This is a genomic window from Rhodoferax sp. BLA1 (genome assembly GCF_013416775.1).
Classification (GTDB): Bacteria; Pseudomonadota; Gammaproteobacteria; order Burkholderiales; family Burkholderiaceae_C; genus Rhodoferax.
The window spans coordinates 259,516-282,988 of record NZ_SZVI01000001.1 but is presented as its reverse complement, the minus strand read 5'-3'; the positions used below and the strand labels follow the sequence as shown (position 1 = coordinate 282,988).

General features: G+C 61.1%; 24 protein-coding genes. 19 read left to right on the top strand and 5 right to left on the bottom strand.

Annotated elements, in window-relative coordinates:
• Positions 1-144: 144 nt before the first annotated feature.
• The 10 genes from FDG13_RS01340 (at position 145) to FDG13_RS01295 (ending at position 9,082) form a co-directional block, all read left to right on the top strand.
• A complete protein-coding gene (locus tag FDG13_RS01340) occupies positions 145-1,116 on the top strand; it encodes a C4-dicarboxylate TRAP transporter substrate-binding protein (protein WP_180124994.1) in 972 nt (323 codons plus the stop codon).
• Between the two features lie 9 nt (positions 1,117-1,125).
• Positions 1,126-1,617 (top strand): TRAP transporter small permease, encoded by a 492-nt coding sequence (locus FDG13_RS01335; RefSeq protein ID WP_180124992.1) that lies wholly within the window; start codon positions 1,126-1,128, stop codon positions 1,615-1,617.
• The gene (locus FDG13_RS01330) at positions 1,614-2,900 is read left to right on the top strand and encodes a TRAP transporter large permease (protein WP_180124990.1); all 1,287 of its coding nucleotides are present in this window, start codon (positions 1,614-1,616) and stop codon (positions 2,898-2,900) included. The genes FDG13_RS01335 and FDG13_RS01330 overlap by 4 nt, the downstream gene beginning before the upstream one ends.
• Before the next feature lie 206 nt (positions 2,901-3,106).
• Positions 3,107-4,615: a nitrogenase iron-molybdenum cofactor biosynthesis protein NifE gene (nifE, locus tag FDG13_RS01325; protein WP_180124988.1), complete on the top strand. Its 1,509-nt coding sequence runs from the start codon at positions 3,107-3,109 to the stop codon at positions 4,613-4,615.
• 28 nt (positions 4,616-4,643) lie between these two features.
• On the top strand, positions 4,644-6,032 hold the full coding sequence (gene nifN, locus FDG13_RS01320) for a nitrogenase iron-molybdenum cofactor biosynthesis protein NifN (protein ID WP_180124986.1): 1,389 nt from the start codon (positions 4,644-4,646) through the stop codon (positions 6,030-6,032).
• Between the two features lie 103 nt (positions 6,033-6,135).
• The gene (nifX, locus tag FDG13_RS01315; RefSeq protein ID WP_180124984.1) at positions 6,136-6,546 is read left to right on the top strand and encodes a nitrogen fixation protein NifX; all 411 of its coding nucleotides are present in this window, start codon (positions 6,136-6,138) and stop codon (positions 6,544-6,546) included.
• The gene (locus FDG13_RS01310; protein ID WP_180124982.1) at positions 6,543-7,037 is read left to right on the top strand and encodes a NifX-associated nitrogen fixation protein; all 495 of its coding nucleotides are present in this window, start codon (positions 6,543-6,545) and stop codon (positions 7,035-7,037) included. The genes nifX and FDG13_RS01310 overlap by 4 nt, the downstream gene beginning before the upstream one ends.
• Before the next feature lie 2 nt (positions 7,038-7,039).
• Positions 7,040-7,234 (top strand): CCE_0567 family metalloprotein, encoded by a 195-nt coding sequence (locus FDG13_RS01305; RefSeq protein ID WP_180124979.1) that lies wholly within the window; start codon positions 7,040-7,042, stop codon positions 7,232-7,234.
• Positions 7,235-7,260: 26 nt separating this feature from the next.
• Entirely contained in the window at positions 7,261-7,581 is a 321-nt protein-coding gene (gene fdxB, locus FDG13_RS01300) for a ferredoxin III, nif-specific (protein ID WP_180124977.1), read from the top strand.
• Between the two features lie 115 nt (positions 7,582-7,696).
• Positions 7,697-9,082, top strand: a complete 1,386-nt coding sequence (locus FDG13_RS01295) for an MFS transporter (protein ID WP_218942571.1) — start codon at positions 7,697-7,699, stop codon at positions 9,080-9,082.
• Positions 9,083-9,108: 26 nt separating this feature from the next.
• On the opposite strand, the gene FDG13_RS01290 is transcribed toward FDG13_RS01295, so the two are convergent.
• Complete coding sequence (locus tag FDG13_RS01290; RefSeq protein WP_255435021.1) at positions 9,109-10,299, bottom strand: MFS transporter; 1,191 nt, start codon at positions 10,297-10,299, stop codon at positions 9,109-9,111.
• 61 nt (positions 10,300-10,360) lie between these two features.
• On the opposite strand from FDG13_RS01290, the gene FDG13_RS01285 reads away from it, so the two are divergent.
• The 3 genes from FDG13_RS01285 to FDG13_RS01275 all read left to right on the top strand — a co-directional run bounded on the left by FDG13_RS01285 (position 10,361) and on the right by FDG13_RS01275 (position 13,880).
• Entirely contained in the window at positions 10,361-11,701 is a 1,341-nt protein-coding gene (locus tag FDG13_RS01285) for an MFS transporter (RefSeq protein ID WP_180124973.1), read from the top strand.
• A gap of 101 nt (positions 11,702-11,802) precedes the next feature.
• Positions 11,803-12,510: a response regulator gene (locus tag FDG13_RS01280; protein ID WP_180124971.1), complete on the top strand. Its 708-nt coding sequence runs from the start codon at positions 11,803-11,805 to the stop codon at positions 12,508-12,510.
• Complete coding sequence (locus FDG13_RS01275; protein ID WP_180124969.1) at positions 12,510-13,880, top strand: ATP-binding protein; 1,371 nt, start codon at positions 12,510-12,512, stop codon at positions 13,878-13,880. Before FDG13_RS01280 ends, FDG13_RS01275 begins: the two co-directional genes overlap by 1 nt.
• A 310-nt stretch (positions 13,881-14,190) precedes the next feature.
• Here FDG13_RS01275 and waaF read toward each other — a convergent pair whose 3' ends face one another.
• The 3 genes from waaF to FDG13_RS01260 form a co-directional block, all read right to left on the bottom strand.
• A complete protein-coding gene (gene waaF / locus FDG13_RS01270) occupies positions 14,191-15,222 on the bottom strand; it encodes a lipopolysaccharide heptosyltransferase II (RefSeq protein ID WP_370528134.1) in 1,032 nt (343 codons plus the stop codon).
• Positions 15,223-15,326: 104 nt separating this feature from the next.
• Positions 15,327-15,530 (bottom strand): zinc-finger domain-containing protein, encoded by a 204-nt coding sequence (locus FDG13_RS01265; RefSeq protein ID WP_180124967.1) that lies wholly within the window; start codon positions 15,528-15,530, stop codon positions 15,327-15,329.
• 5 nt (positions 15,531-15,535) lie between these two features.
• Positions 15,536-16,474 carry a branched-chain amino acid transaminase gene (locus FDG13_RS01260; protein WP_180124965.1) on the bottom strand — a complete coding sequence of 313 codons (939 nt, stop codon included), beginning with the start codon at positions 16,472-16,474 and terminating at the stop codon, positions 15,536-15,538.
• A 185-nt stretch (positions 16,475-16,659) separates the two neighbouring features.
• Here FDG13_RS01260 and FDG13_RS01255 point away from each other — a divergent pair, with 185 nt between their 5' ends.
• Both FDG13_RS01255 and FDG13_RS01250 read left to right on the top strand, forming a co-directional pair.
• A complete protein-coding gene (locus FDG13_RS01255) occupies positions 16,660-17,283 on the top strand; it encodes a glycine zipper 2TM domain-containing protein (RefSeq protein ID WP_180124963.1) in 624 nt (207 codons plus the stop codon).
• A gap of 50 nt (positions 17,284-17,333) precedes the next feature.
• Positions 17,334-17,897: an OmpH family outer membrane protein gene (locus FDG13_RS01250; protein WP_180124961.1), complete on the top strand. Its 564-nt coding sequence runs from the start codon at positions 17,334-17,336 to the stop codon at positions 17,895-17,897.
• Here the strand turns inward: FDG13_RS01250 and radA are convergent.
• The gene (radA, locus tag FDG13_RS01245; RefSeq protein ID WP_180124959.1) at positions 17,891-19,273 is read right to left on the bottom strand and encodes a DNA repair protein RadA; all 1,383 of its coding nucleotides are present in this window, start codon (positions 19,271-19,273) and stop codon (positions 17,891-17,893) included. The two genes, FDG13_RS01250 and radA, sit on opposite strands and share 7 nt — an antisense overlap.
• Before the next feature lie 193 nt (positions 19,274-19,466).
• Here radA and FDG13_RS01240 point away from each other — a divergent pair, with 193 nt between their 5' ends.
• The 4 genes from FDG13_RS01240 (at position 19,467) to FDG13_RS01225 (ending at position 23,426) form a co-directional block, all read left to right on the top strand.
• The gene (locus FDG13_RS01240; RefSeq protein WP_180124957.1) at positions 19,467-20,132 is read left to right on the top strand and encodes a response regulator; all 666 of its coding nucleotides are present in this window, start codon (positions 19,467-19,469) and stop codon (positions 20,130-20,132) included.
• Positions 20,129-21,487 (top strand): ATP-binding protein, encoded by a 1,359-nt coding sequence (locus FDG13_RS01235; protein ID WP_180124955.1) that lies wholly within the window; start codon positions 20,129-20,131, stop codon positions 21,485-21,487. Before FDG13_RS01240 ends, FDG13_RS01235 begins: the two co-directional genes overlap by 4 nt.
• An 83-nt stretch (positions 21,488-21,570) precedes the next feature.
• Entirely contained in the window at positions 21,571-23,073 is a 1,503-nt protein-coding gene (locus FDG13_RS01230; RefSeq protein WP_180124953.1) for a Do family serine endopeptidase, read from the top strand.
• The gene (locus tag FDG13_RS01225) at positions 23,073-23,426 is read left to right on the top strand and encodes a hypothetical protein (protein ID WP_255435020.1); all 354 of its coding nucleotides are present in this window, start codon (positions 23,073-23,075) and stop codon (positions 23,424-23,426) included. Before FDG13_RS01230 ends, FDG13_RS01225 begins: the two co-directional genes overlap by 1 nt.
• Positions 23,427-23,473: the final 47 nt, after the last annotated feature.

Sequence of the window (23,473 nt, the reverse complement as noted above, 5' to 3'; positions counted from 1 at the left end):
AAACCACTGCGACCACCACCTAACTTTCCCATCAAAAAAGTGCAAATATGTTGCAAGCTCTCGAAAAGTATACTACCATACAAGTGCCAGCGGGGTAACCGCAGGGCAGCAAGTTTTAAACACCCAACGATCGAGGAAGCAACTATGAAGAAGATCAAATTGTTGTCATTGACAGCCGCCTGCGTTTTGCTGGCCGCTGCGGCCCACGCGGCAGATTTCAACCTGAATGTGAGCTCGTCCCTGACAGTGGATGACCCGATGTTCAAGGGTCTGCAGCAGTTCAAGGACAGTGTTGAAAAGAACTCGGGTGGCAAGATCTCCGTTCGTTTGTTCCCGAGCTCTCAGCTGGGTTCAGACGAAGACGTGCTTGAACAAGCCCGTTCCGGTGCCGGTGTGGCGGTGCTGGTGGATGGTGGCCGTCTGGCACCGTTTGTCAAGGAGTTTGGTGTGCTTGGCGCGCCCTACCTGACCCACGGTTACACCGAAATGCGCAAGGTGGTGACCTCGCCGTTGATGGATGACTGGAACAACAAGCTGCGTGCTGCCAGTGGCCACCAGATTCTGTCCTTCAACTGGTACCAGGGTGACCGCCAGTTGCTGACCATGAAGCCGGTCAAAGTACCTGCCGATCTGGCTGGTGTGCGTATGCGTACCCCTGGTGCGCCGGTCTGGCTGGAAACCGTTCGTGGCCTGGGTGCGACCCCCACCCCGATGCCATGGGCAGAGGTCTACTCGGCCCTGCAAATGAAGGCCATCGACGCCGCCGAAGCACAAGCACCTGCCACCTACGGCCAGCGTCTGTTTGAGGTGGTGAAGTACATCACCAAGACCGGCCACATCAGCCTGATCACCGGCTTGGTCGGCTCCAAGATCTGGTTCGACAAGCTGCCACCCAACCTGCAAAAAGTGGTGAGCGATGAAGCCCTCAAGGCCGGTGATACCGCCTCCAAAGCCACCATCGACTCCATTGGCAACTATGAAAAGCTGATGCGTGAAAAAGGCGTGCAGATTGTGGACATTGACACCAAACCTTTCGTCGCCTCAACCAGCGTGGTCTACGAGAAGCTGGGTTACACCGATCTGCGCAAGCAGGTGAATGCTGTACTGGCCAAGTAAGGACGTTTTGTGGCACATCTGCTATTTAAGCTGGAGGAACGCCTGGCCATGGCGTTCTTTGCAGCCACCTCTATCTTTGTACTGATCGGGGCAGCCACCCGGACGGCGGGTGTGCCCGTCATCTGGGCGGTGGACTTGGCCCAACTCAGTTTTGCCTGGGCGTGTGTGCTGGGCGCCGATCTGGCGCTCAAGAAAAACACACACATCGAAATCGATATCTTGATCCGGAAATTTCCGCGTGAAGTTCGCAAGGTGCTGGCCGTGATCTGGTTGGTTGCCATCATCTGTTTCTTGAGCTTCCTGGTCTGGTACGGCACCAAGCTCACGCTGCAAAACATGGAGCGTGTGCTGGGTGACGTGGGTATCAGCTACAGCTGGGTCACCGCGTGTATCCCGGTAGGTTCATTCCTGATGCTGGCCACCGCTGTCACACGTTTGTGGCGCGGTCTGACCGGGCGCGAGGTTCTTTCACTTGAAGGTCATGACGGGACGGCGATATGAGCGGCATCCTTACTCTTCTATTTTTGGTGCTGATGTTCCTCGGCATGCCGGTGGCGTTTGCGATTGGCATCTCGGCCGTGATGTTCTACATTTTTGGCCCGGTTCCACCTGAGATTGCGATCCAGAAGATTGCCACTGCAACGCAGTCCTTTCCGCTGCTGGCGGTGCCGCTGTTTGTGTTCGCCGGGCATCTGATGAATGCATCGGGCATCACCAGCCGCTTGATCTCCTTGTCAACCGTGCTCACCGGCTGGATGCGTGGTGGTCTGGCACAGGTCGCCATCATGCTCAGCGCCTTGATGGGGGGTGTGTCGGGCTCGGCCGTGGCCGACGCCGCGATGGAAGCCCGCATTTTGGGTCCGGACATGATCAAACGGGGCTACACCCGTGGTTACACCAGTGCGGTGATCGCGGTGGGCTCACTGATCACCGCCACCATTCCGCCCAGCATCGGGCTGATCCTCTACGGTTTCATGGGCAATGTGTCGATCGGTCGCCTGTTTGTCGGCGGCATCGTGCCAGGTGTGTTGATGACCATTGTGCTGATGAGTGTGGCTTACATCGTGGCACGGCGCCGTGGTTACACCGCCGAGCTCGCAAAACCCCCGACGTTCAAAGAGATCGCGAAACGCATGTGGGAATGCAAATGGGCGCTGATGTTCCCGATTCTGCTGATTGTGGGGATTCGTTACGGGATCTTCACCCCCTCGGAAGCGGGTGCTTTTGCGGTGGCTTATGCGATCTTTGTGGGTATGGTCATCTATCGGGAACTGTCGTTGGAAGCCTTGCTCAACGCGCTGCGCCATGCGGTGTCTGACATCGGCATGATCATGCTGATCATCATGTTCTCCTCGATGATTGGCTACATGATCACGCTCGAAGGTGTGCCACAGGATGCGGCCTCCTTCCTGGTGAGCATCACCGAGAACAGGATCGCCCTGATGCTGCTGTTGATCACCTTCATCATTGTGCTGGGCATGTTCCTGGAGGCCACGGTGATTGTGCTGTTGGTGACCCCGATCCTGATGCCCATCATCATGCGTGTGGGGATTGATCCGGTGCATTTTGGGTTGGTGATGATGACCTGCGTCACGCTGGGTGGCATGACACCGCCCGTGGGTGTGGCGATGTTCACCGTCTGCGGCATTCTCAAATGCCCGATGGACGAGTACATCAAAGAAGCCATGCCGCTGCTGGCTGCGGTCATTGGTTTGGTGATCCTCATGATTGTGTGGCCCACCAGTGTGTTGTACCTGCCCAATCTGGTGTTTGGTGTGAATTAAAGCCTGATCAGTTTTCACCCGTCAACTGCCCCTTTGCTTGAGCCTTGTCTCAAGCAAAGGGGCTTTTTTTTGTCGCAATTCCTTCAAACCTGCCAAATTCAGACCGCAAAGAGGACGGACCCGGCCAATAAGCTGCATTTAGAGGCTTTTTGACCCTGGCACCAAAAATGCGATGACTCCTGTATTCACCCCATCAGGAGCATGCCATGTCGACTTCGCTCAAAGCCAGGATTGCCGACGTGTTTGAAGAACCTGGTTGCGACAAGAACCAGGGCAAAAGTGAGAAAGACCGCAAAAAGGGCTGTTCAGCCCAACTGGCACCCGGTGCTGCAGCGGGTGGCTGCGCCTTTGATGGTGCCAAGATCGCCTTGCAGCCGATTGCGGATGTGGCGCATCTGGTGCATGGCCCCATTGCTTGTGAAGGCAACTCCTGGGACAACCGGCACAGTGCATCCAGCGGTCCGCAGATTTACCGCACTGGATTCACCACCGACATCAACGAACTCGATGTGATCTACGGCGGCGAGAAACGCCTGTTCAAGTCGATCCGCGAGATTCTGGAGAAGTACGACCCGCCTGCGGTGTTTGTTTACCAAACCTGTGTCACCGCCCTGGTCGGTGACGACATTGAAGCGGTATGCCAACGTGCCACCGAAAAGTTCGGCAAACCCATCATCCCGGTCAACGCGCCGGGTTTTGCGGGCATCAAAAACTTGGGCAACAAACTTGGCGCCGAGGCTTTGCTGGACTATGTGATTGGCACGGTGGAGCCCGAGTTCACTACCGCCTACGACATCAACATCATTGGTGAATACAACCTGGTGGGGGAGTTGTGGCAGGTCAAGCCGCTGCTCGATGCGCTGGGTATCCGTATCCTGTGTTGTATGGCCGGGGATGGGCGGTACAAGGACATCGCCAGCGCCCACCGGGCCAAGGTGAACATGATGGTGTGCTCCAAGTCGATGATCAACATCGCCACCAAGATGGAGAAGCGCTGGGGCATCCCGTACTTTGAAGGTTCTTTCTACGGCATTGGTGACATGAGTGACAGTTTGCGCCAGATCGCCAAACTGCTGGTGCAGCAGGGTGCACCCGATGAATTGATTGGCCGCACCGAACGGCTGATTGCGGTGGAAGAAGCCCGCGCTTACCAACGCATCGAGCAATACAAACAGCGCCTGAGTGGCAAACGGGTGCTGTTGATCACCGGCGGGGTCAAGTCCTGGTCGGTGGTGGCCGCGCTGCAAGAGGCCGGGCTCGAGATTGTGGGCACCAGCGTCAAGAAGTCGACCAAGGAAGACAAACAGAAGATCAAGGAGATCATGGGGGACGATGCCCACATGATCGACAACATGACCCCGCGCGAGATGTACAACATGCTGCGCGACGCCCGCGCCGACATCATGCTCTCTGGTGGTCGCAGCCAGTTTGTGGCACTCAAGGCCCGCATGCCTTGGCTCGACATCAACCAGGAGCGTTACCACCCCTATGCCGGTTACGAAGGCATGGTCGAGCTGGTGAGTGAGATTGACCGAGCTTTGTCCAATCCGGTGTGGCAACAGGTGCGTCTACCCGCCCCTTGGGGGGACGATGGCGAGACCCTGGGTGCGGTGCCGGTGCTTGCGGCCCCAGCCACTGACCTGCAAGCCAATCGGTTCCTGACGGAGGTCGCGGCGCATGCACTGGGTTTGGCGCCCGAAGAAGTGCCTGCATAAACCACATGCGCAACGAGACCCCTCTGCCATGGCCCTAGTTGTTGAATCCAAAAAAGCCTGTGCGGTCAATCCGCTCAAGATGAGTCAGCCGCTCGGGGCGAGTCTGGCCTTTCTGGGCTTGGACGCGTGTATGCCGGTGATGCACGGTTCGCAGGGCTGCACCTCGTTTGGCCTGGTGTTGTTGGTGCGTCACTTTAAGGAAGCCATCCCCTTACAAACCACTGCGATGAACGAGGTGACTTCGATTCTGGGCGGTTACGACAACATCGAGGCCGCCCTGCTGAATATCCGCAAACGCGCCGCCCCCAAAATCATTGCCATCTGTTCCACCGGTTTGACCGAGACCAAGGGTGACGATGTGGAGGGTTACCTCGTCACCATCCGCAAGCGCCACCCCGAACTGGCCGACACCGAGATCGTGTATGCCTCGACGCCCGACTATGTGGGTGGTTTTGAGGATGGTTACCGTGTTGCGGTGACGGCCATCGCGCGCACGCTGGTCAAGCCCCTGCCGCGCCAAACCGACCAGGTGACCCTGTTGCCGGGCAGCCACCTGTCGCCCGGTGATATTTTTGAGCTGCGCGAGATCATCGAAGCCTTTGGCCTGTCAGTAATTGTGTTGCCCGATGTGTCGGGTTCGCTGGACGGCCATATTCCGCCGGACTGGCGCGGCACCACCCTGGGCGGCACCTCGCTGCAGGACATCCGGGCAGCCGGTGCCTCGGCGTTGACCTTGGGTGTTGGCGAACAGACGCGTGAAGCGGCCTTGTCCTTGCAAGACATTGCCGGGACACCATTCGAGATGTTTGACCGGCTCACCGGCCTGGAAGTCAACGACCGCTTTCTGCAGTGTCTGGCCCAACTTTCTGGACGCCCCGTCCCCGCCAAATACCGCCGCCAACGCAGCCAGCTGCTCGACGCCATGCTCGACGGCCATTTTTACACCGGTGGTGTCAAGGTGGCGATCGCCGCCGAGCCCGACTTGCTGCTGGCAGTGGGCAGCCTGTTACACGAGATGGGCGCAGAACTGCGTTGCTGCGTCAGCACCACCAAATCGGCCTCACATGCGTTGTTGCCCGCGCTAACAGTGATCTTGGGTGACCTAGAAGACCTGGAGCGCGGTGCGGTGGATTGCGACCTCATCGTGACCCATTCCCATGGCCGCCAGGCCGCCGAGCGGCTGGACAAACCGCTGCTGCGTATTGGCTTCCCGGTGTTTGACCGTGTTGGCAACGCCCACCGCTGTTTGGTGGGTTACCGCGGCACGATGGCACTGATTTTTGAGGTGGCCAACCTCATGATCGATCAGATCAAACACCACCACGCCGATGACTGGCCGCTGAGCCCCGAAGCGCTGCGCGCCGCCGCACCTGTTGCCACACCCACCCCAACCGGTCTGGCTGTCGCCAGCGCCTGAACCACCCAGGAGGAACCATGAGCCCCCTTGATCACCGTGTGATGTATTTGCCTGCCCCGGATGGGGTGGGTCTCAGCCCTCAGGCATTTTTGCGGGAGGTTCTATGAAAATTGCCTTCGCCACCCAGGACAAGGAACGTGTTGACGCCCATTTTGGCTGGGCCAAAAGCATCGTGGTGTATGAGGTCTCGCCCACCGGGCACCATTTTGTCGAGAGTTTTGAGTTTGGTGACAAGCTCGAAGAGGACGGCGACGAGGACAAACTCGCACCCAAACTCGAAGCCATCAAGGACTGCGCCATCGTGTATGTGGCCGCCATTGGTGGCTCGGGCGCCGCGCGTGTGGTGGCCATGAAGATCCACCCGATCAAGGTGCCGCAACCCGAGTCCATCACCGGTATTCTGGACAAACTTCAGGTGGTGCTGCAGGGCACACCACCACCCTGGTTGCGCAAGGCGCTGGCCAAGGACGGCGTGCGCAGCTTTGACTTTGAAGAAGACGAGGTGACCCCATGAACGAACAGAGCACCCTGGACATCCCCACCGAGCCAAGCAGCGACGAGGTCTATGTGGGCACGCCTTTTGTGCAGCAACTGATCAAGCAGTTGCGTGCGCAGGACATGAATGGCACCTGGGACAACAAGAGCGACCTGCAGCTGCTCAAACCCTATATCCACACCGCAGAGGAGCGCCGTGCGCTGCCGATCCTGGGGGACCCTGACCCTGAGACCTTGTGGCGCCTGGAGCTGTTCTATAACGCGATTGCGGTGGCCATCGAGCGTGAAACCGGACAGATGGTATCGCCCATGATGAAGATGAGCCATGAAGGTTTTGGCCGGATGGTTTTGCTGGCGGGCCGTCTGGTGGTGGTCAACAAACAGCTGCGCGATGTGCACCGCTTCGGTTTTGCTTCGCTTGCCAAACTGTCCGAGGCGGGCACCAAGTTCCTGAACGAAGCGGTCACCATGATCCGCACCTACCCCGATGTGGCGCAATACGGAGCCTGACCATGGACATTGAAGAACACAAGGCGCAGCTGAAGAAACTCAATGCCCGCGCCACCCAGGCCAAGATGGACCTGCATGACCTGTCTGAAGAATTGCCTACCCACTGGGAAAAAATTCCCGAGGTGGCGCAGCGCTGTTTTGACGCCCACGTCTTGCTGATGGACGCGCGCAAAGCCCTGGCGGCGGCCGAGGCCTGAGTACATCACTAGAAAGAGAACCCACCATGAGCACCCCCTTCAGCGTCACCCTGCCCAGTGGCGAAACCTGGATCCCGGCCTTTGTCACGGCCATCGATGACGAGAAGTGCATCGGCTGCGGCCGCTGTTTCAAAGTGTGCCCGCGCGGCGTGATGGAACTGGTCGGCCTGACCGAAGACGGCGAGCGCATTGCGGTAGATATGGACGACGATGACGACGATGACGACGATGGGGAATACGAGAAGAAGGTGATGACCCTCGCGCACCAGGAGCTGTGTATCGGCTGCACCGCCTGCTCCAAGATCTGCCCCAAGAAGTGTTACAGCCACGCGCAAGCCAGTCTCTGAGTCTGCACGGCATCTTCGCGCCAACAGGGCACAGCGGGTGCTGAGGAATCAAAACGCCCAAAAACTATACACTGCCAGCTTTTCGAATGGCTTGTTTGTAATGAGTGGGGTTTTGATGTCGTCTGTTTCCATCCCGGCCGGTACACCAGCGTACCGGCGACTGATGACGGTGCTGTTTATTGGTGTTTTCATGTCGGCCTTGGACACCGCCATCATTGCACCCGCCATCCCCGCGCTTCGGGAGGCTTTCCAGATCGACAACCGGCGTGTGGGCCTGGTGATGATTGCGTTCATCCTGGCCTCGCTGTGCAGCACCGCGCCGCTGGCCAGCCTGGGTGACCGCTATGGCCGTCGCCCCATCTACCTGATCAGCATCTCGCTGTTTGCCCTGGGCTCCCTGGTGATTGCGCTGGCGCCCACCTTCTGGGCGGTGGTGCTGGGCCGAGTGATCCAGGGCGTCGGTGGTGGCGGCATCATTCCCACCGCCAGTGCGGTGATTGCCGACGCCTTGCCGCCCAAGGAGCGTGGCCGCGCGCTGGGGCTGATTGGTGCCACCTATGGCATGGCCTTTGTGCTGGGCCCGCCGCTGGCCGGTCTGGTGATGGTGGCGCTGGACTGGCACTGGATTTTCCTGGCCAACCTGCCGATTGCGGCCTATGTGCTGTTTCTGGGCGCGCGTGCCTTGCCCACCCAGCGCCCGGCAGGTGTGTTGCCTGCGCTGGACTGGCGTGGCATTGTGGTGCTGTTCCTGTTGTTGTCGGCCTTGGTGCTCAGTGTCACACGGGTGCTGGACGACATGACCGGGCTGCGTGTCTGGCCCTTCACCCTGGCCGCCCTGGTCGTCTTGTTGCCCTTGTTCCTGTGGGTGGAAAAGCGTGCCGAGCAGCCGCTGATTCCGATCTCGATGTTTGCCAACCGGCAGCTGTCACTGACCTATTTTTTGACGCTGGGGGCCGGTTTTGGCATGGGCAGCGTGGTCTTCTTGACCTCCATCGCCACCTTGGCGTATGCGGTGGCGCGGCAGAACGCCGGTTTTGTGCTGCTGCCGATGGTGCTGTGTTCGATCATCGGCTCCATGGGCGCCGGGCGTTTGCTCAATCGCCTGGGCGCGCGCGTGTTGATCGTGGCTGGTTTTGCCCTGCTCAGTCTGGGGTACGGTGCGTGTGCCTACACCGGCTTTGGCTTGTGGGGTTTCCTGTTGGCCACCATGCCGGTGGGCTTGGGTGTGGGGGTGGTGGTGAGTGGGGCGCTGCGCACCATCGCCATTGAAGAGGCGCCGCTGGCCTTTCGCGGCACCGCCCAGGGCTTGATCAACATCTGTACCAGCATTGGCACCTTGTTGTCGGCTGCCGCGATTGGGGCTCTGGCCGACTTCAGTGGCCAGGGGGCAGAGGGCTTTAGTGTGGCTTATGAGGTGGTGGCGGTGTTGATGGCCGTGATGTTGCTGCTGGCCCTGGCTTTGCGCAAAAGTGGCGCGGCCTTGGCGCCTGCCAAAGCCTGACCCAAAGGCCAAACACCTTGAGGGCCTCAGCTGGCTCTGCGCCACATCCCGAGCACGATGGCAGCCGCCAGTGCCTGAACGGCCGCGATGGTCAACACCGAGCCGCTCCAGCCCCAGGCTTCATAAGCCAGACCCGCACCCCAGGTGCCGACCGCACCACCCGCGTAGTAGCTCATGTAGTAAATGCCGGTGGCCAGGGATCGCCCCTCGGTCACGTCTTTGGCCAGGGTGCTGATGGTGGCTGACTGGCACAAAAAGACACCGCTGGAACACACCGCCAAGCCGATCACAATCACCGGCAGCGATGGCACCAGCGTCATCAGCAGACCGCTGGCGGAGGTGGCCAAAGCCCACAGCAGCGCTTTCATGAAACCCAGCCGCTCCAGATGGCGGCTGGTCATCGGCGTCACCAGCACCCCCACCAGATAGACCGCAAACACATTGGCCAGCCCGGCCGACGACAGGTGAAACGGTGCCGCCGCCAGATGCAGGTTGACGTAGGTGAAGGTGCCCACCAGCGAGAACAACACACAAAAACCCACGGCGCAAGAGGCCATCAGGCGCTGGTTATGCAGATGCCGCCACAGGGTGGTGAACGCGCCCTTGACCTGTCGGTTGGGCACAAAGTGGCGCGAGGCAGGCAGACGCCACCACACCAGCAGCGCACCCAACAAGGTCATGGCGGCTAGCACCACAAAGGCGCCGCGCCAGCCCAGCCAATGCCCCGCGTGCCCGGTGATAAACCGCCCGCAAAAACCGCCCATCACCGTGCCGCCGACATAAATCGACATCATGCGTGCCAAACCACCACCGCGAAACTCTTCGCCAATGTAGGCAATCAGCACCACCACAATGCCGGGAATGGCCAGCCCCTGCAAAAAGCGCAGGGTGATCAAGGCGTTCAGCCCCTGTGTCAGCGGAATCAGTGCGGTGGGCAGCGTCAGCGCAAACAGCGAGACACAGATCACATTCCTGCGCCCCACCGCGTCTGAGAGCATGCCGATGAAGGGTGAGATCAGCCCCACCGCCAGCACCGTGGCGCCCACGGTCAGGCCGGCTTGCAACGGCGAGGCGGCAAAGTCGCTCATCACCATCGGCAGCACGGCCTGGATGGCATAAACGTTCAAGAAGGCAAAAAAACCGATCAGCCAGACGATGGGTTGCGAGACCTGTCTTCCGTCACCGAGGAAAAACAGACGCATTGTGTGGAGTGACATGCGGAAATTTTAGACACCCGAGGTGCATAGGGTGCTGTTGTCGCCCCGCTATCATGCCGCGATGACTTTGAACGACTCAAGCGCCACACCCAAGCCTGTGGGCTGGCTGGCCACCCTGAAGGTGTATCTGGAACCGGCTTCGCTGCGTATGCTGCTGCTGGGATTTTCGGCAGGCCTGCCGCTGTTGCTGGTGTTGGGCACGCTGAGTTTCTGGTTGCGTGAGGCGGGCATCGACCGCACCACCATCGGTTACCTGAGCTGGGTCGGCCTGGCCTATGCCTTTAAATGGGTCTGGGCGCCGCTGGTGGATAGGCTACCGATCCCGTTGCTGACGCGTTGGCTTGGGCGCAGGCGCAGCTGGCTGCTGCTGTCACAGCTGGCGATCCTGACCGGGCTGGTGGCCATGAGTTTCAACGACCCGCAAGTGGCGCTGGCGCCGGTGGTGTGGGGTGCGCTGGCGGTGGCTTTTGGCTCGGCCACGCAGGACATTGCGCTGGATGCGTTTCGCATCGAGTCGGCCGATGTGGACCGGCAGGCCGCACTCGCTGCGTCCTACCAGACCGGTTACCGCCTGGCCATGATCTGGGCCGGTGCCGGTGTCTTGTGGGTGGCGGCACGGGCCCAGCCTGACGGTGTGCTGGGTTACCAGCAAAGCGCCTGGCAGACCGCCTACCTGGTGATGGCGGCCAGCATGTTGCTGGGGGTGTTGACGGTGCTGCTGTCGGACGAACCCCTGCGCCGAGTTTTGCCGCCCAGCAAAAACCTGACCGATTGGCTGCACGGCGCGCTGGTGGCGCCGTTTGCCGATTTCTTGAGCCGTTTTGGCTGGCAGGCTGCGCTGATTTTGGCGCTGATCGCCACCTACCGCATCAGCGACGTGGTGATGGGCATCATGGCCAACCCGTTTTATGTGGACATGGGTTACAGCAAGGACGAGGTGGCTGCGGTGACCAAAGTGTTTGGTGTGATCATGACCCTGGTGGGCGCGTTTGTTGGTGGTGTCTTGTCCATGAGGCTGGGGGTGATGCGGGTGCTGATGCTGGGCGCGGTGCTCAGTGCCGCCAGCAACCTGCTGTTTGCGTATCTGAGCACCCTGGGGCACGACCTGAGCTGGTTGATTGTGGTGATTTCGGCCGATAACCTGGCCGGTGGCATGGCGTCGGCGGCGTTCATTGCCTACCTGTCGAGTCTGACCAATGTGGCGTATTCGGCCACCCAGTACGCGTTGTTCAGCTCCATGATGCTCTTGCTGCCGAAGTTTCTGGCGGGTTATTCGGGGCGTTATGTGGACAGCTTTGGTTACCCGAGCTTTTTTGTCGCAACCGCTTTGCTGGGTGTGCCGGTGTTGCTGCTGGTGTGGCTGGCCTCAAGGCTCAAAGTGGCCTCTAGCCCTTATGAATAAAGGGTTTATAGCTATTTATTTTGAAATATTTATGTCGGCGTGTTTACCTATCTTTACGCACACTTCAAGCCTGCGAAGCGCTGGCTAACTAGACTGCCATGATGAACCAACACCTTTTGATGATTGAAGACGATGCCCGCCTGGCCAACATGGTCTGCGAGTATCTGGGCCAGTCCGGCTACACCGTGGCCCATGCGGGAGATGGCCAAAGCGGGTTGACCGCGTTGCAAGGCAAGCCGCCGCACCTGGTGATTCTGGACCTGATGCTGCCCGACATGGACGGCCTCGAAGTGTGCCGCCGCATCCGTGCCTTGCCCGGCGCGCTGGCGACCACACCGGTGCTGATGCTCACCGCCAAGGGCGACCCGATGGACCGCATCATTGGCCTGGAAATGGGCGCCGACGACTACCTGCCCAAACCCTTTGAGCCGCGCGAACTGCTGGCGCGTATCCGCGCGGTGTTGCGCCGTCATGTCGAAGGCGCCCAGCCGGTGGCCACCAGTCTGCTGCGTTTTGGCTCGCTGGAAATTGACCGCGACGCGCGTGTGGTGAGCGTCAGCGGTGAGCCCTGCGAGTTGACTTCCTACCAGTTTGACCTGCTGGTGGCCCTGGCCGAGCGGGCCGGGCGGGTGTTGACCCGCGACCAGATCATGGAGGCGGTACGCGGGCGCGAGCTTGACGCGTTTGACCGCTCGATCGACGTGCACATGGGCCGCATCCGCGCCGCCATTGAACTCGACGCCAAAGACCCCAAACGCATCCTGACGGTGCGTGGGGTGGGTTACGTCTTTGCCCGGCAGCAAGACTGATGTTCCAGAAGCTCTACGTTCGCATCTGGCTCGCGGTGGTGTTGGCCGTGGCGGTGCTGATCTTGCTGGTGGGCTGGATCTGGCGCATGTCAGCTGACCCGCCACCGCGCGAGGTGGTGGTGAGTGACGAGGCTGGGCTGATCATTGGTCGGGGGCGGCCACACCACCTGCCGGATGATCTGTCCAGTCGCGAGTGGCGTGAGCAGCGCCGTGCCGCTCGTGAGGCGCGGCAGCAAGCCGAGCCGTCTGACCAGGCTGTTGCGGCCGTCGGACCTGCCAGCGATGAGTCCGGCGCTGAGCCCCGCGCTCTGGCCCCGGAGGAGGCTGCGGCGTCCTCGGAAGCTGAGCCTGATCGCCCGGCAAGCCCCGAATTTGTCGTGCGCATGCGCGACGGGCAAACCATGCGCATGCGTCTTACGCGCCCACCACCTTCTGTCTGGAGCCGCCCGCCCTTCGGTTTTGCCTGGATGCTGGTCTGGGTGGGCATTGCGGTGGCTCTGGCCACTTACCCGATTGTGCGCACCCTGACACGACGGCTGGAGCGCCTGCAAGACGGAGTGCAGCAGTGGGGTGAGGGCAACCTGTCGACCCGTGTGCCTGAGGCGGGTTCGGATGAGGTGGCTTTTCTCGCCAAACGTTTTAACCAGGCTGCCGAGCGGGTCGAAACCCTGGTGAAGTCGCACGAGGCTTTGCTGGCCTCACAAAAATCCCTGTTGGCCAATGCCTCGCATGAGCTGCGCTCCCCCTTGACCCGTATCCGCATGGGCCTGGAGCTGCTGGGCCCCAGCGCCTCGGCTGCCTTCAAGAGCGAAATTGCCCGCAACATCAACGAGCTGGACCAGCTGATTGAAGAGATTTTGCTGGCCAGCCGACTCGATGCGCGCCAAAGTGACATGGGGACGGTGGAGTCGGTGGATCTGGTGGGCCTGGCGGCCGAGGAGTGTGCCCGCGTCAACGCTGAGCTGCTGTTGCCCGAGAAGGATGCCGCAGACGGTGGTGGCCCCGCGTTTCAGGAGTTGCCGGTGCAGGGGGTGGCCAAGCTGCTGCGCCGTGCGGTGCGCAACCTGCTGGAGAATGCGCGCCGCCATGCCGCAGGGGAGGTCAGTCTGAGCCTGTTGCAAACCAGCACCCTGGCGCAGATCCGGGTGTGTGACCAGGGGCCGGGCGTGCCGCCTGAGTTACGTGAGCGCATTTTTGAGCCGTTTTACCGCCTGCCCGGCGCCACCGAACGTGACGGTGGGGTGGGCTTGGGTCTGGCACTGGTGAAATCCATCGCTGAGCGCCACGGTGGCCGCGTGTTTTGCGAAGCGCGACCCGAGGGCGGCGCCTGTTTTGTCATTGAGTTGCCCTTGCAAACCCCAAAAAATTAACGTTTGCTTGCAAAATAGTCAATTTTTCTGCAGAAAAACGCGCAATATCCCCCAAATGGGGGATACCCAAGACTGTGTCAAGTCTGTAAAGTTCACCCCACTGCTGTCACAGTCTTGAAGCAAAACTCCTGGAAAGATCGTTTGGTGTTTTCAGTTTTGCAAGGTTTCCAACGACGTTCCCTCTCGGGGGAACTTTACAAGCCACCTTCGGGTGGCTTTTTTTTGCCTCAACGCGGGCGCTGTCACCCAGCTTGATCTGCCGGATTGACATCAAAATGGCCTCTAGCCCTTTTGAGAAAAGGGCTAGCAGCTATAAAAAAGCAAGTGCCCTGGCTGCGTCGATGTCGTTCAGGCAGCGGGTGTGGCCCAGCGGGCAGACGCGCTCAAAACACGGCGCGCAGTCCAGCGGTGGTTGGTACGCGGGGTCATTCTTGAGCCACAAAACATGCGCTGCCGCATTGAGCGGGGGCGTGTGCAAGGGGCTGCTGGAGCCAAAAATCGCCACCTGTGGCACGCCAAACCCGGCGCCCACATGCATCAGACCCGAGTCGTTGCTGATCAGGCCCTGGGTGGCGCTGATCAGGCACAACGCCTGGGCCAGCGAGGTTTTGCCTGCCAAGTTCAGGATCGTGGCTTGGCTGCTGCCGTCAGCAGCTTGGCAGGCTTGCGCGATCTCGGCACACAAGTCCGCTTCTTTACCCGAGCCCAGAAGCACCACCGGTTTTTTGAGCTGGCGTGCCAGCTCGGCAAAGTGCGAGGTTGGCCAGCGTTTGGCCGGGCCGTATTCGGCGCCAGGGGCCATCACGTAATAGCCATTGCGTTGCAGCCCCAACGCAGACAAGCAGGCATCGGCCTCGGTGGTATCCAGGTGTAGGCGGGGTTGGTCGCTGGCCACATCACCCTCACCGCTGAGTGCCGAGTAAAACGCCACCATCGGCGGGCGCTGGCCCTTGGCCGGGTTTTTCATGCGGTGCGTGAGCAGGCCCACACGCGCTTCACCGAGGTAACCGACACGCTCTGGGATACCCGCCAGAAAGGGCAGCAACGCACTTTTTAATGAGTTGGGGCAGATGTAGGCCACATCAAACTGGCCATCCATCTGTTTAGCCAGCCGCCGCCGCTCACGCAGTTGCAGCCCGCCGTGGGCAAACGGGAACTCGATCACCTCGGCCACCTGTGGCATGGCCCGGTACACCGGTGCCACCCAGGGCAGGGCACCCACAGTCAGGCGCTCACCACGCGCCTGCAGGCGGCGCAGCAGCGGCTCAGTCATGACCGCGTCACCAATCCATTGCGGGGCAATGACCAGGGCGCGTTTGACCGGGGACGAAGACGGTTTCACGGCAGCACCTCAAAGGCTGTGCTCAGCGGCTTCGATCCGCACACCAACTGGCCCCTTGCCAAGTCAGGCGTCAAGGGGGTGGCGCCTGCCACGTTGAGTGGCATTTAGTGGCCGTGAACGTGTTCGCCGGGCTTGAGCTGGTACACGGTGCCGCAGTACGGGCACTTGGCTTGGCCGGTGTGCGCCACATCCAGGTACACCTTGGGATGGGTGTCCCACTGCTTCATGTCGGCCAGCGGGCTGGGGCAGTAGACACCGCCTGCATGGTTGAGATCTTTGGCCAGGAGTTCGACAACAGGTTTGCTCATGGTGATCAGACTTTCGTGAGCCAGTGGGCGTATTTGGGGTTGCGGCCGTTGACGATGTCAAAAAACGCGCTCTGGATTTTCTCGGTGATCGGGCCGCGGCTGCCACAACCAATTTCTAGACGGTCGACTTCGCGGATCGGGGTGACTTCGGCAGCGGTGCCGGTGAAGAAAGCTTCGTCGCTGATGTAGACCTCGTCGCGGGTGATGCGTTTTTGTACCACCTCCAGACCCAGGTCCTTGCAGATGTGCAGGATGGTGTTGCGGGTGATGCCGTTCAGGGCACCAGCCGACAGGTCAGGGGTATAGACCCCGCCGCCCTTGACGATGAACAGGTTTTCCCCCGCGCCTTCCGAGACAAAACCGCTGGCGTCGAGCAGCATCGCTTCGTCGTAGCCGTCGTCGGTGGCTTCCATATTGGCCAGGATCGAGTTGGTGTAGTTGCTGACCGCCTTGGCCTGCGTCATGGTGATGTTGACGTGGTGGCGGGTGTAGCTAGATATCTTGACGCGGATGCCGCGTTTCATGCCTTCTTCACCGAGGTAGGCGCCCCAGGGCCAGGCGGCGACCATCAGGTGAATGGTGTTGCCTTTGGGCGAGACCCCCAGTTTTTTGTCACCGATCCAGGTCAGCGGGCGCAGGTAGCCAGAGTCGAGTTTGTTCTCGCGGATCACAGCGCACTGGGCTTCGTTGACCTGCTCCGGGGTGAACGGAATCTTCATGCGCAGGATCTTGGCGCTGTTGAACAGGCGCTCGGTGTGTTCTGCCAGCCGGAAGATCGCCGGGCCGTTGACCGTGTTGTAAGCCCGCACCCCTTCAAATGCGCCGCAACCGTAATGCAGGGTGTGGGTCAGCACATGGATCTTGGCGTCACGCCAGTCGACCATCTGACCGTCCATCCAGATTTTGCCGTCGCGGTCAGACATCGAGGGGGGAAGGGGGCTCATGGTGTATTCCTTAAAAGTCAGCGCACCGCTGAAGGTCAAATCGGTCATTTTAAGGGGCTGGATTCCCCACTTGTGGAGGCTGTCCGCTGACATTTGCTCACAAGTCCAACCCGGTAAAGTCGGCGGTTCGGAGTATCCTTATTGTTTCCCCGGTGGTTTGCCACCTTTCTGATCTGGAGCTTCTCATGTCACACCCCGCCCGCTCTGTCCGTTTTGTCTGTTATTTGGCGGGCGCTTTGCTGGCCCTGGCCGGCGGGCTTGCCGTTGCACAAACCAACTGGTCGTCCGAGCCCGCAGCAGTCGAGAGCCCGAAGGCTGCCAAGGCACGTTTTGAAGCCGACAAAAAACTCTGCGCCGACGAGTCCTCGTCCCAGGCGCGTCTGCAGTGCCGTCGTGATGCCCAGTCGGAATATGACAAGGCCTTGGCCAGCCTGCGTGCCAAGGGCACGTACAGCACCAAATCGACGGCGACAGCCTGCGCCGAATGCGCCCGCGTCACTGCTGTGCAGGTGGTGGAAAGAGAGGGTGACAGCAATGCCGTCGGCCTGATCGCCGGTGGCGTGGCGGGTGCGGTGTTGGGGCGTCAGATCGGGGGCGGTTTTGGCAAAGATCTGGCCACCGTGGCCGGTGCCGCCGGTGGTGCGTATGCGGGCAAAAAAATCCAGGAACACATCAACACCACCCAGGTCTGGCAAGTCAGTGTGAGCTACACCCAGGGTGGCAGCGCCAAATTTGACTTTGCGCAGGACCCGGGCTTCAAAGTGGGTGATGCCGTCAGGAAATCGGGCAACACCTTGGTTCGTCAGTGAGACTTTCGTCGCACAATCCCACTCTTTCACTCACTTCACCTCCACACATCATGACCCAACGCAGCCCTTCACTTCTTGACTCGCCCCGTACGTTTCGCCGCTGGGGCACCAGCCTGTTGCTCGGCTGTGTGTGTGCCATGGGCGTGGGTCTGGCCCAGGCAGCCGACTTCTCGGCTGGGCGCATTGCTTTTGTCAACATGGAGCGGGTGCTGAAAGAATCCAGCCCGGCCAAAGTCAGCCAGGGCAAACTGGAAAAAGAGTTTTCAACACGCCAGAAAGATGGCGCCGCCAAGGACGCCGCTTTCAAGGCCGCCGTGACCAAGTACCAGACCGATTCTCCGGTGCTCGCCGAAGCACAGCGTCTTGAACAACAAAAGAAGTTGCTGGAGCAGGAACGTGACCTGCAGAGCACCCAGCGCAGCTTTCAGGAAGATCTGAACAAACGCAAGAGCGAAGAATTGCAAAAACTCATCGCCAGCGTCAACAAAGTCGTCAAGCAGATCGCAGCCACCGAAAAGCTGGACTTTGTTTTGCAGAGCGCGATTTTTGTCGACCCGAAAAACGATGTGACCGACCGGGTGCTGAAGCTGCTGGAGACCGCTGGCGCTCAATAAGCCAGGTCCCGAACGATCTCCATGGCCTGTTCGACCCGCTCCACCGCGTGGATCGTCAGGCCCTCAAAGTCTTTGGACTGGAGGTTTTTGGGCAGGTTGGCCTTGGGCACCACCGCCACACTGAAGCCCAGTTTGGCGGCCTCTTTGAGGCGCTCCTGACCACGCGGGGCAGGGCGCACCTCCCCGGCCAAGCCCACCTCACCAAATGCAAAAAAGCCCTTGGGCAGAGGTTTGCCACGCAGGCTTGAGGTAATTGATAGCAACACCGCCAGATCCGCTGCGGGCTCCGATATCCTGACGCCCCCAACCGCGTTGACAAACACATCCTGATCCATACACGCCACCCCGGCGTGGCGGTGCAACACCGCCAGCAGCATGGCCAGCCGATCTTTGTCCAGCCCGACACTCAGGCGCCGCGGGCTCGGGCCGCCGCTGTCCACCAGCGCCTGAATTTCCACCAGCATCGGCCGGGTGCCTTCGAGCGTGACCATGACACAGCTGCCAGGCACCGGCTCAGCATGTTGGCTCAAAAAGATGGCGCTTGGGTTGCTCACGCCTTTGAGGCCTTTCTCGGTCATGGCAAACACACCAATCTCGTTGACCGCACCAAAGCGGTTCTTGATCGCGCGCACCAGCCTAAAGCTCGAATGCGTGTCACCCTCGAAATACAGCACGGTGTCGACCATGTGCTCCAGCACTCGTGGCCCGGCCAGTGCGCCTTCTTTGGTGACGTGGCCGACCAGCACGATGCAGACACCGCTGGCCTTGGCGGCACGCGTCAGGTGCGCAGCACATTCCCGCACCTGGGCCACCGAACCCGGCGCCGAGGTGAGTTGCTCGGAGTACACCGTCTGGATCGAGTCGATCACCGCGATGTCGGGCCGGGTCGATTCCAGCGTGGCGAGGATTTTTTCCAGCCCGATCTCGGCCAGCACCCGAACCTGCGAGTTGTCCAGCCCCAGGCGCCGGGCCCGCAGCGCCACCTGGGCGCCACTTTCTTCTCCGGTGACATAAAGCGTGTTTTGACCGCTGCGCTGCAGCGAGTCGAGCGCCTGCAGCAGCAGGGTGGATTTGCCAATGCCGGGGTCGCCACCGATCAGCACCACACCGCCTTCGACCATGCCGCCACCCAGCACCCGGTCCAACTCATCATGCCCGGTGGGTATACGCGCCATGTCGACCGCGTCGATGTCACCCAGGATCGCCAGTTCAGCCGTTTTGGCCAGCGAGGCGAAGCGGTTTTTGGTGGGTGCTGTGCTCTCGGGGGCAGACTCCACCAGAGTGTTCCAGGCGTGGCAATGCGGGCATTTGCCCAGCCATTTGGGGCTGATGCCACCACATTCTGAACACACGAAAACGGTTTTGTCTTTGGCCATGCCGGGATATTACTGTATAAATCACCAGATTTTTTCCGCCGTTGGGTTTGCCCGGCGGTGTCACCGGCCTGGTTTTAAGCTTGATCTAAGCCAGGGCTGGCAGTATCCGGGTGACGCACATGTGTGTGACTGCGCCAAGCGCCCGCCAGACGGTCGGGCTTGGCAAAATCTTGGTTCTGCTTTTCTCAAACCCATGCGATTACTTCTGGTTGAAGACGATGTGATGATTGGTGAGGCCGTGCTGGACCTGCTGCGCGCCGAGGGCTACGCGGTCGACTGGGTCAAGGACGGCGCCCACGCCGATGAGGTGTTGCGTGAGCACGGTTATGACCTGCTGCTGCTGGACCTGGGTTTGCCCACCTGCGACGGCCTCACGGTGCTGGAGCGCCTGCGTGCACGCAAGGACCGGGTGCCGGTGTTGATCGCCACCGCTCGGGACGCGCTAAACCAGCGTGTGGCCGGGCTGGACAAAGGTGCCGACGACTACATCATCAAACCCTACGAATTCGACGAACTGCTGGCGCGCATCCGGGCGCTGCTGCGCCGGGCCGCCGGGCGTGCCGAGCCGGTGTATGAACACCTGGGTGTCAGCATCGACCCCGCCACAAGGGAGGTGTTGGTGCGTGGGCAGGCCGTGTCGCTGTCGGCGCGTGAATGGTCGGTGCTGGAGCTGTTGCTGGCGCGTCCGGGTATGGTGCTCTCGCGCAAACAACTCGAAGACAAACTCTACAGCTGGCGCGACGAGGTCAGCAGCAATGCGGTCGAGGTGTACATCCACGGGCTGCGCAAAAAGCTGGGGGCCGAGCTGATCCAGAACGTGCGGGGTGTCGGCTACATGATGCCCAAGGGTGTGCCGTGAAGCTGCCACATACCCATTCTTTGCGGGCCCGGTTGTTATTGTTTTTGTTGGTGGCGGTGGTGGCCACGGCCTTGCTCCAGGCTGCTGTGGCCTACCGTGCCGCGCTGGCCGAAGCCGACGCCTTGTTTGACATCCAGATGCGGCAAATGGCTTTGTCGCTCAGCCCCGGCATGCCCGAGGGGGGGCAACTGGTGCCCAGCGACGGCAGTGGTGATCAGTATGATTTTTTGATCCAGGTCTGGACTTCTGACGGGCTGAGCCTGTTTCAGTCCACCACGCATGCAACCCTGCCCCAGCGTGCGGTGCTGGGTTACTCCACCATCCAGGCGCGTGGCACCACCTACCGGCTGTACTCTTTTGACACTGGCTCGCAGGTGATCCAGGTGGCGCAGGATGAACAGGTGCGCCAGGCCATGGCGGCCAAGCTGGCGTTACGCACCGTGTTGCCCACCGTGGCGCTGGTGCCGCTGCTGATGCTGCTGGTCTGGTGGGTTGTGAGTTCCTCACTGGCTCCGGTGACAAGGGTGCGCCAGCAGGTGGCGGCACGTGAGGCCGATGAACTCGGTGAACTTGCCGAAGACCAGTTGCCCGACGAGATCCGTCCGCTGGTGCACGAGCTCAACCTCTTGTTTGGCCGGGTCACGCAGGCGTTTGAGGCACAGAAAAACTTTGTGGCCGATGCGGCGCACGAGTTGCGCACCCCGCTGGCCGCGCTCAAGTTACAGGTGCAGATGTTGCGCCGCGCGGCAGACGAGCGCAGCCGCGACATCGCGATCAACCGGCTCAACGCCGGCATTGACCGTGCCAGCCGGCTCATCGAGCAACTGCTGGTGCTGGCACGCCAGCAGTCCGGCACGCAGACCCAGAGCACCCCCGCGGATCTGGGCGCCACGCTGGGACTGGTGCTGGCCGAGCTGGCGCCAGCGGCCCAGGCCCGGCAGATCCACATCGACAGCCAGATCAGCCCGGCGACCTGGGTGTCTGGGCAGGTGGATGCCCTGCAGATTCTGGTGCGCAACTTGGTCGACAACGCCATCAAATACACCCCGACCACGGGCCGCATCCTGGTGGCGGTGTTGACCGAAGACGGTCCACCCCGGCTGGAGGTGCATGACAGCGGTCCGGGGATTGCGCCCGCCGACCGCAGCCGGGTGCTGGACCGCTTTTACCGCGTGGCCGGTTCCGAGGTGGGTGGCAGCGGCCTGGGGCTGGCCATTGTCAAAACCATCGCCGATGCCCAGCAGGCACAGATCACACTCGACACCTCCGAGCTGCTGGGTGGTTTGCGGGTCAGGGTTGAATGGCCCACTTCGGTGTTGCCCCTGGCACCCAACGGGTCGACCCAAGCCTCTTAAGCCTGGTTTAAGCGGCTTTAAGCCCGCTCTAAGCTGGGGTTCACACACTGAACGGGTGTTCAACAAAGTGTGGAGAAACCGCTATGAAAAAACCGTTTGTTGCCAGCCGTGTGGTGTTGTCGTTGGTGCTCGGGGGTGTTCTGGGTGGCGCTGCTGTCACCACCTTCAGCCTGACCCACGCCCAGGCCGCCTCGCTGGTGTCTTCTGCGCCCGCCGTGTCAAACTCTGTGCCTAACACTCCGATGGGCTTGCCGGACTTCTCGCAGATTGCCCAGCAGCATGGCCCGGCGGTGGTCAACATCACCGTCACCTCCCTGAAGAAGGTATCCAACCAGGGCAGCGGCGCGGCGCTGCGCCAGCGTGGTTTTCCGGGGCTGGACCCGGATGACCCGTTTTACGAGTTTTTCCGGCGTTTTCAAGGCCCCGGTGGTTTGGCCGGGCCCGATGCCTCCCCCACACCCACACGTGGTGAGGGCTCGGGCTTCATCGTCAGCGCCGATGGCCTGATCATGACCAACGCCCATGTGGTACGTGATGCGACCGAGGTCATGGTCAAACTGACCGACCGGCGCGAGTTTGCCGCCAAGGTGCTGGGCTCCGACCCCAAGACCGATGTGGCGGTGATCAAGATCGATGCAAAAAACCTGACGACCGTGCCGCTGGGCCAGGCCAAGGACCTCAAGGTGGGGGAATGGGTGCTGGCGATTGGTTCACCGTTTGGTTTTGAAAACAGTGTCACCGCCGGGGTGGTCAGTGCCAAGGGCCGCTCCCTGCCCGACGACAGCCTGGTGCCCTTCATCCAGACCGATGTGGCGGTGAACCCGGGCAACTCGGGCGGGCCGCTGTTCAACACACGCGGTGAGGTGGTGGGCATCAACTCGCAGATCTACAGCCAGTCCGGCGGTTACCAGGGCCTGTCGTTTGCCATCCCGATCGAGCTGGCCAGCAAGATCAAGGACCAGATTGTGGCCACCGGCCATGCCAGCCATGCCCGTTTGGGGGTGGCGATCCAGGAGGTCAACCAGGCGCTGGCCGACTCGTTCCACCTGGCTCGCCCCGAGGGTGCGCTGGTGTCGAGTGTGGACGCCGGTGGCCCCGCTGACAAAGCCGGGTTGCAGAGTGGTGACGTGATCCTCAAGGTCAATGGCCAGCCGATTGTGGCTTCCAGCGACTTGCCTGCGCTGATTGGCGCCGCCGCACCGGGCGACAAGCTGGAGCTCGACATTTGGCGCCAGGGCAAGCCCGAGCACCTCAGTGCCAAGGTGAGCGATGCCAGTGACAAGACGGAGAACGTAGCGGCAGCGCCCGGCGCTGCCGGTCAAGGCCGTCTGGGCCTGGCCTTGCGTGCCTTGACACCGCAGGAAAAACGCGCGGCCGGTGTTGCGGCTGGTTTGTTGGTTGAAGACACCACTGGTCCCGCCGCATTGGCCGGTGTCCAGGCCGGGGATGTGTTGCTCGCGGTGAATGGTGCGCCGGTGCAAAGCCTGGAGCAGGTGCGCAGCCAGGTGGCCAAGTCGAACAAGTCGGTGGCCCTGCTGATTGCGCGTGACGGCAGCCGGATCTTTGTACCGGTGCGGCTGGGCTGATGTGGCACCGGTCTTCATTGACACCGCGCCCACGTGGCGCGGCAGAGCCCGCAGCACCCGATGCGGCGGGTTTGTCGGCCCACATCCTGCCCACCTCGGCCACGATGATTGGGGTGTGTATGACGGTGCTGTCCATCGGGCGCGTGGGTGCGGGCGCCAGCTGGCACATGCTGATCGACAAGGCGCTGGCGGTGGACGCGCTGATTTTTCTGACCAGCGCCTTTTTGTCGTTTGCTGCCATGCGTGCCCGTGTGGGTGGGCGGCGTTATGAGCGCTGGGCTGACGTGGTGTTTCTGGTGGGGCTGGGTTTGCTGGTGGTGGTGGCGCTGAGCCTGGCCTTTACCATCCGCTGAGTGTCTGTCGGTGCGCTAGAGCCCGCTTGGTGCGCCACTTTTGTCCA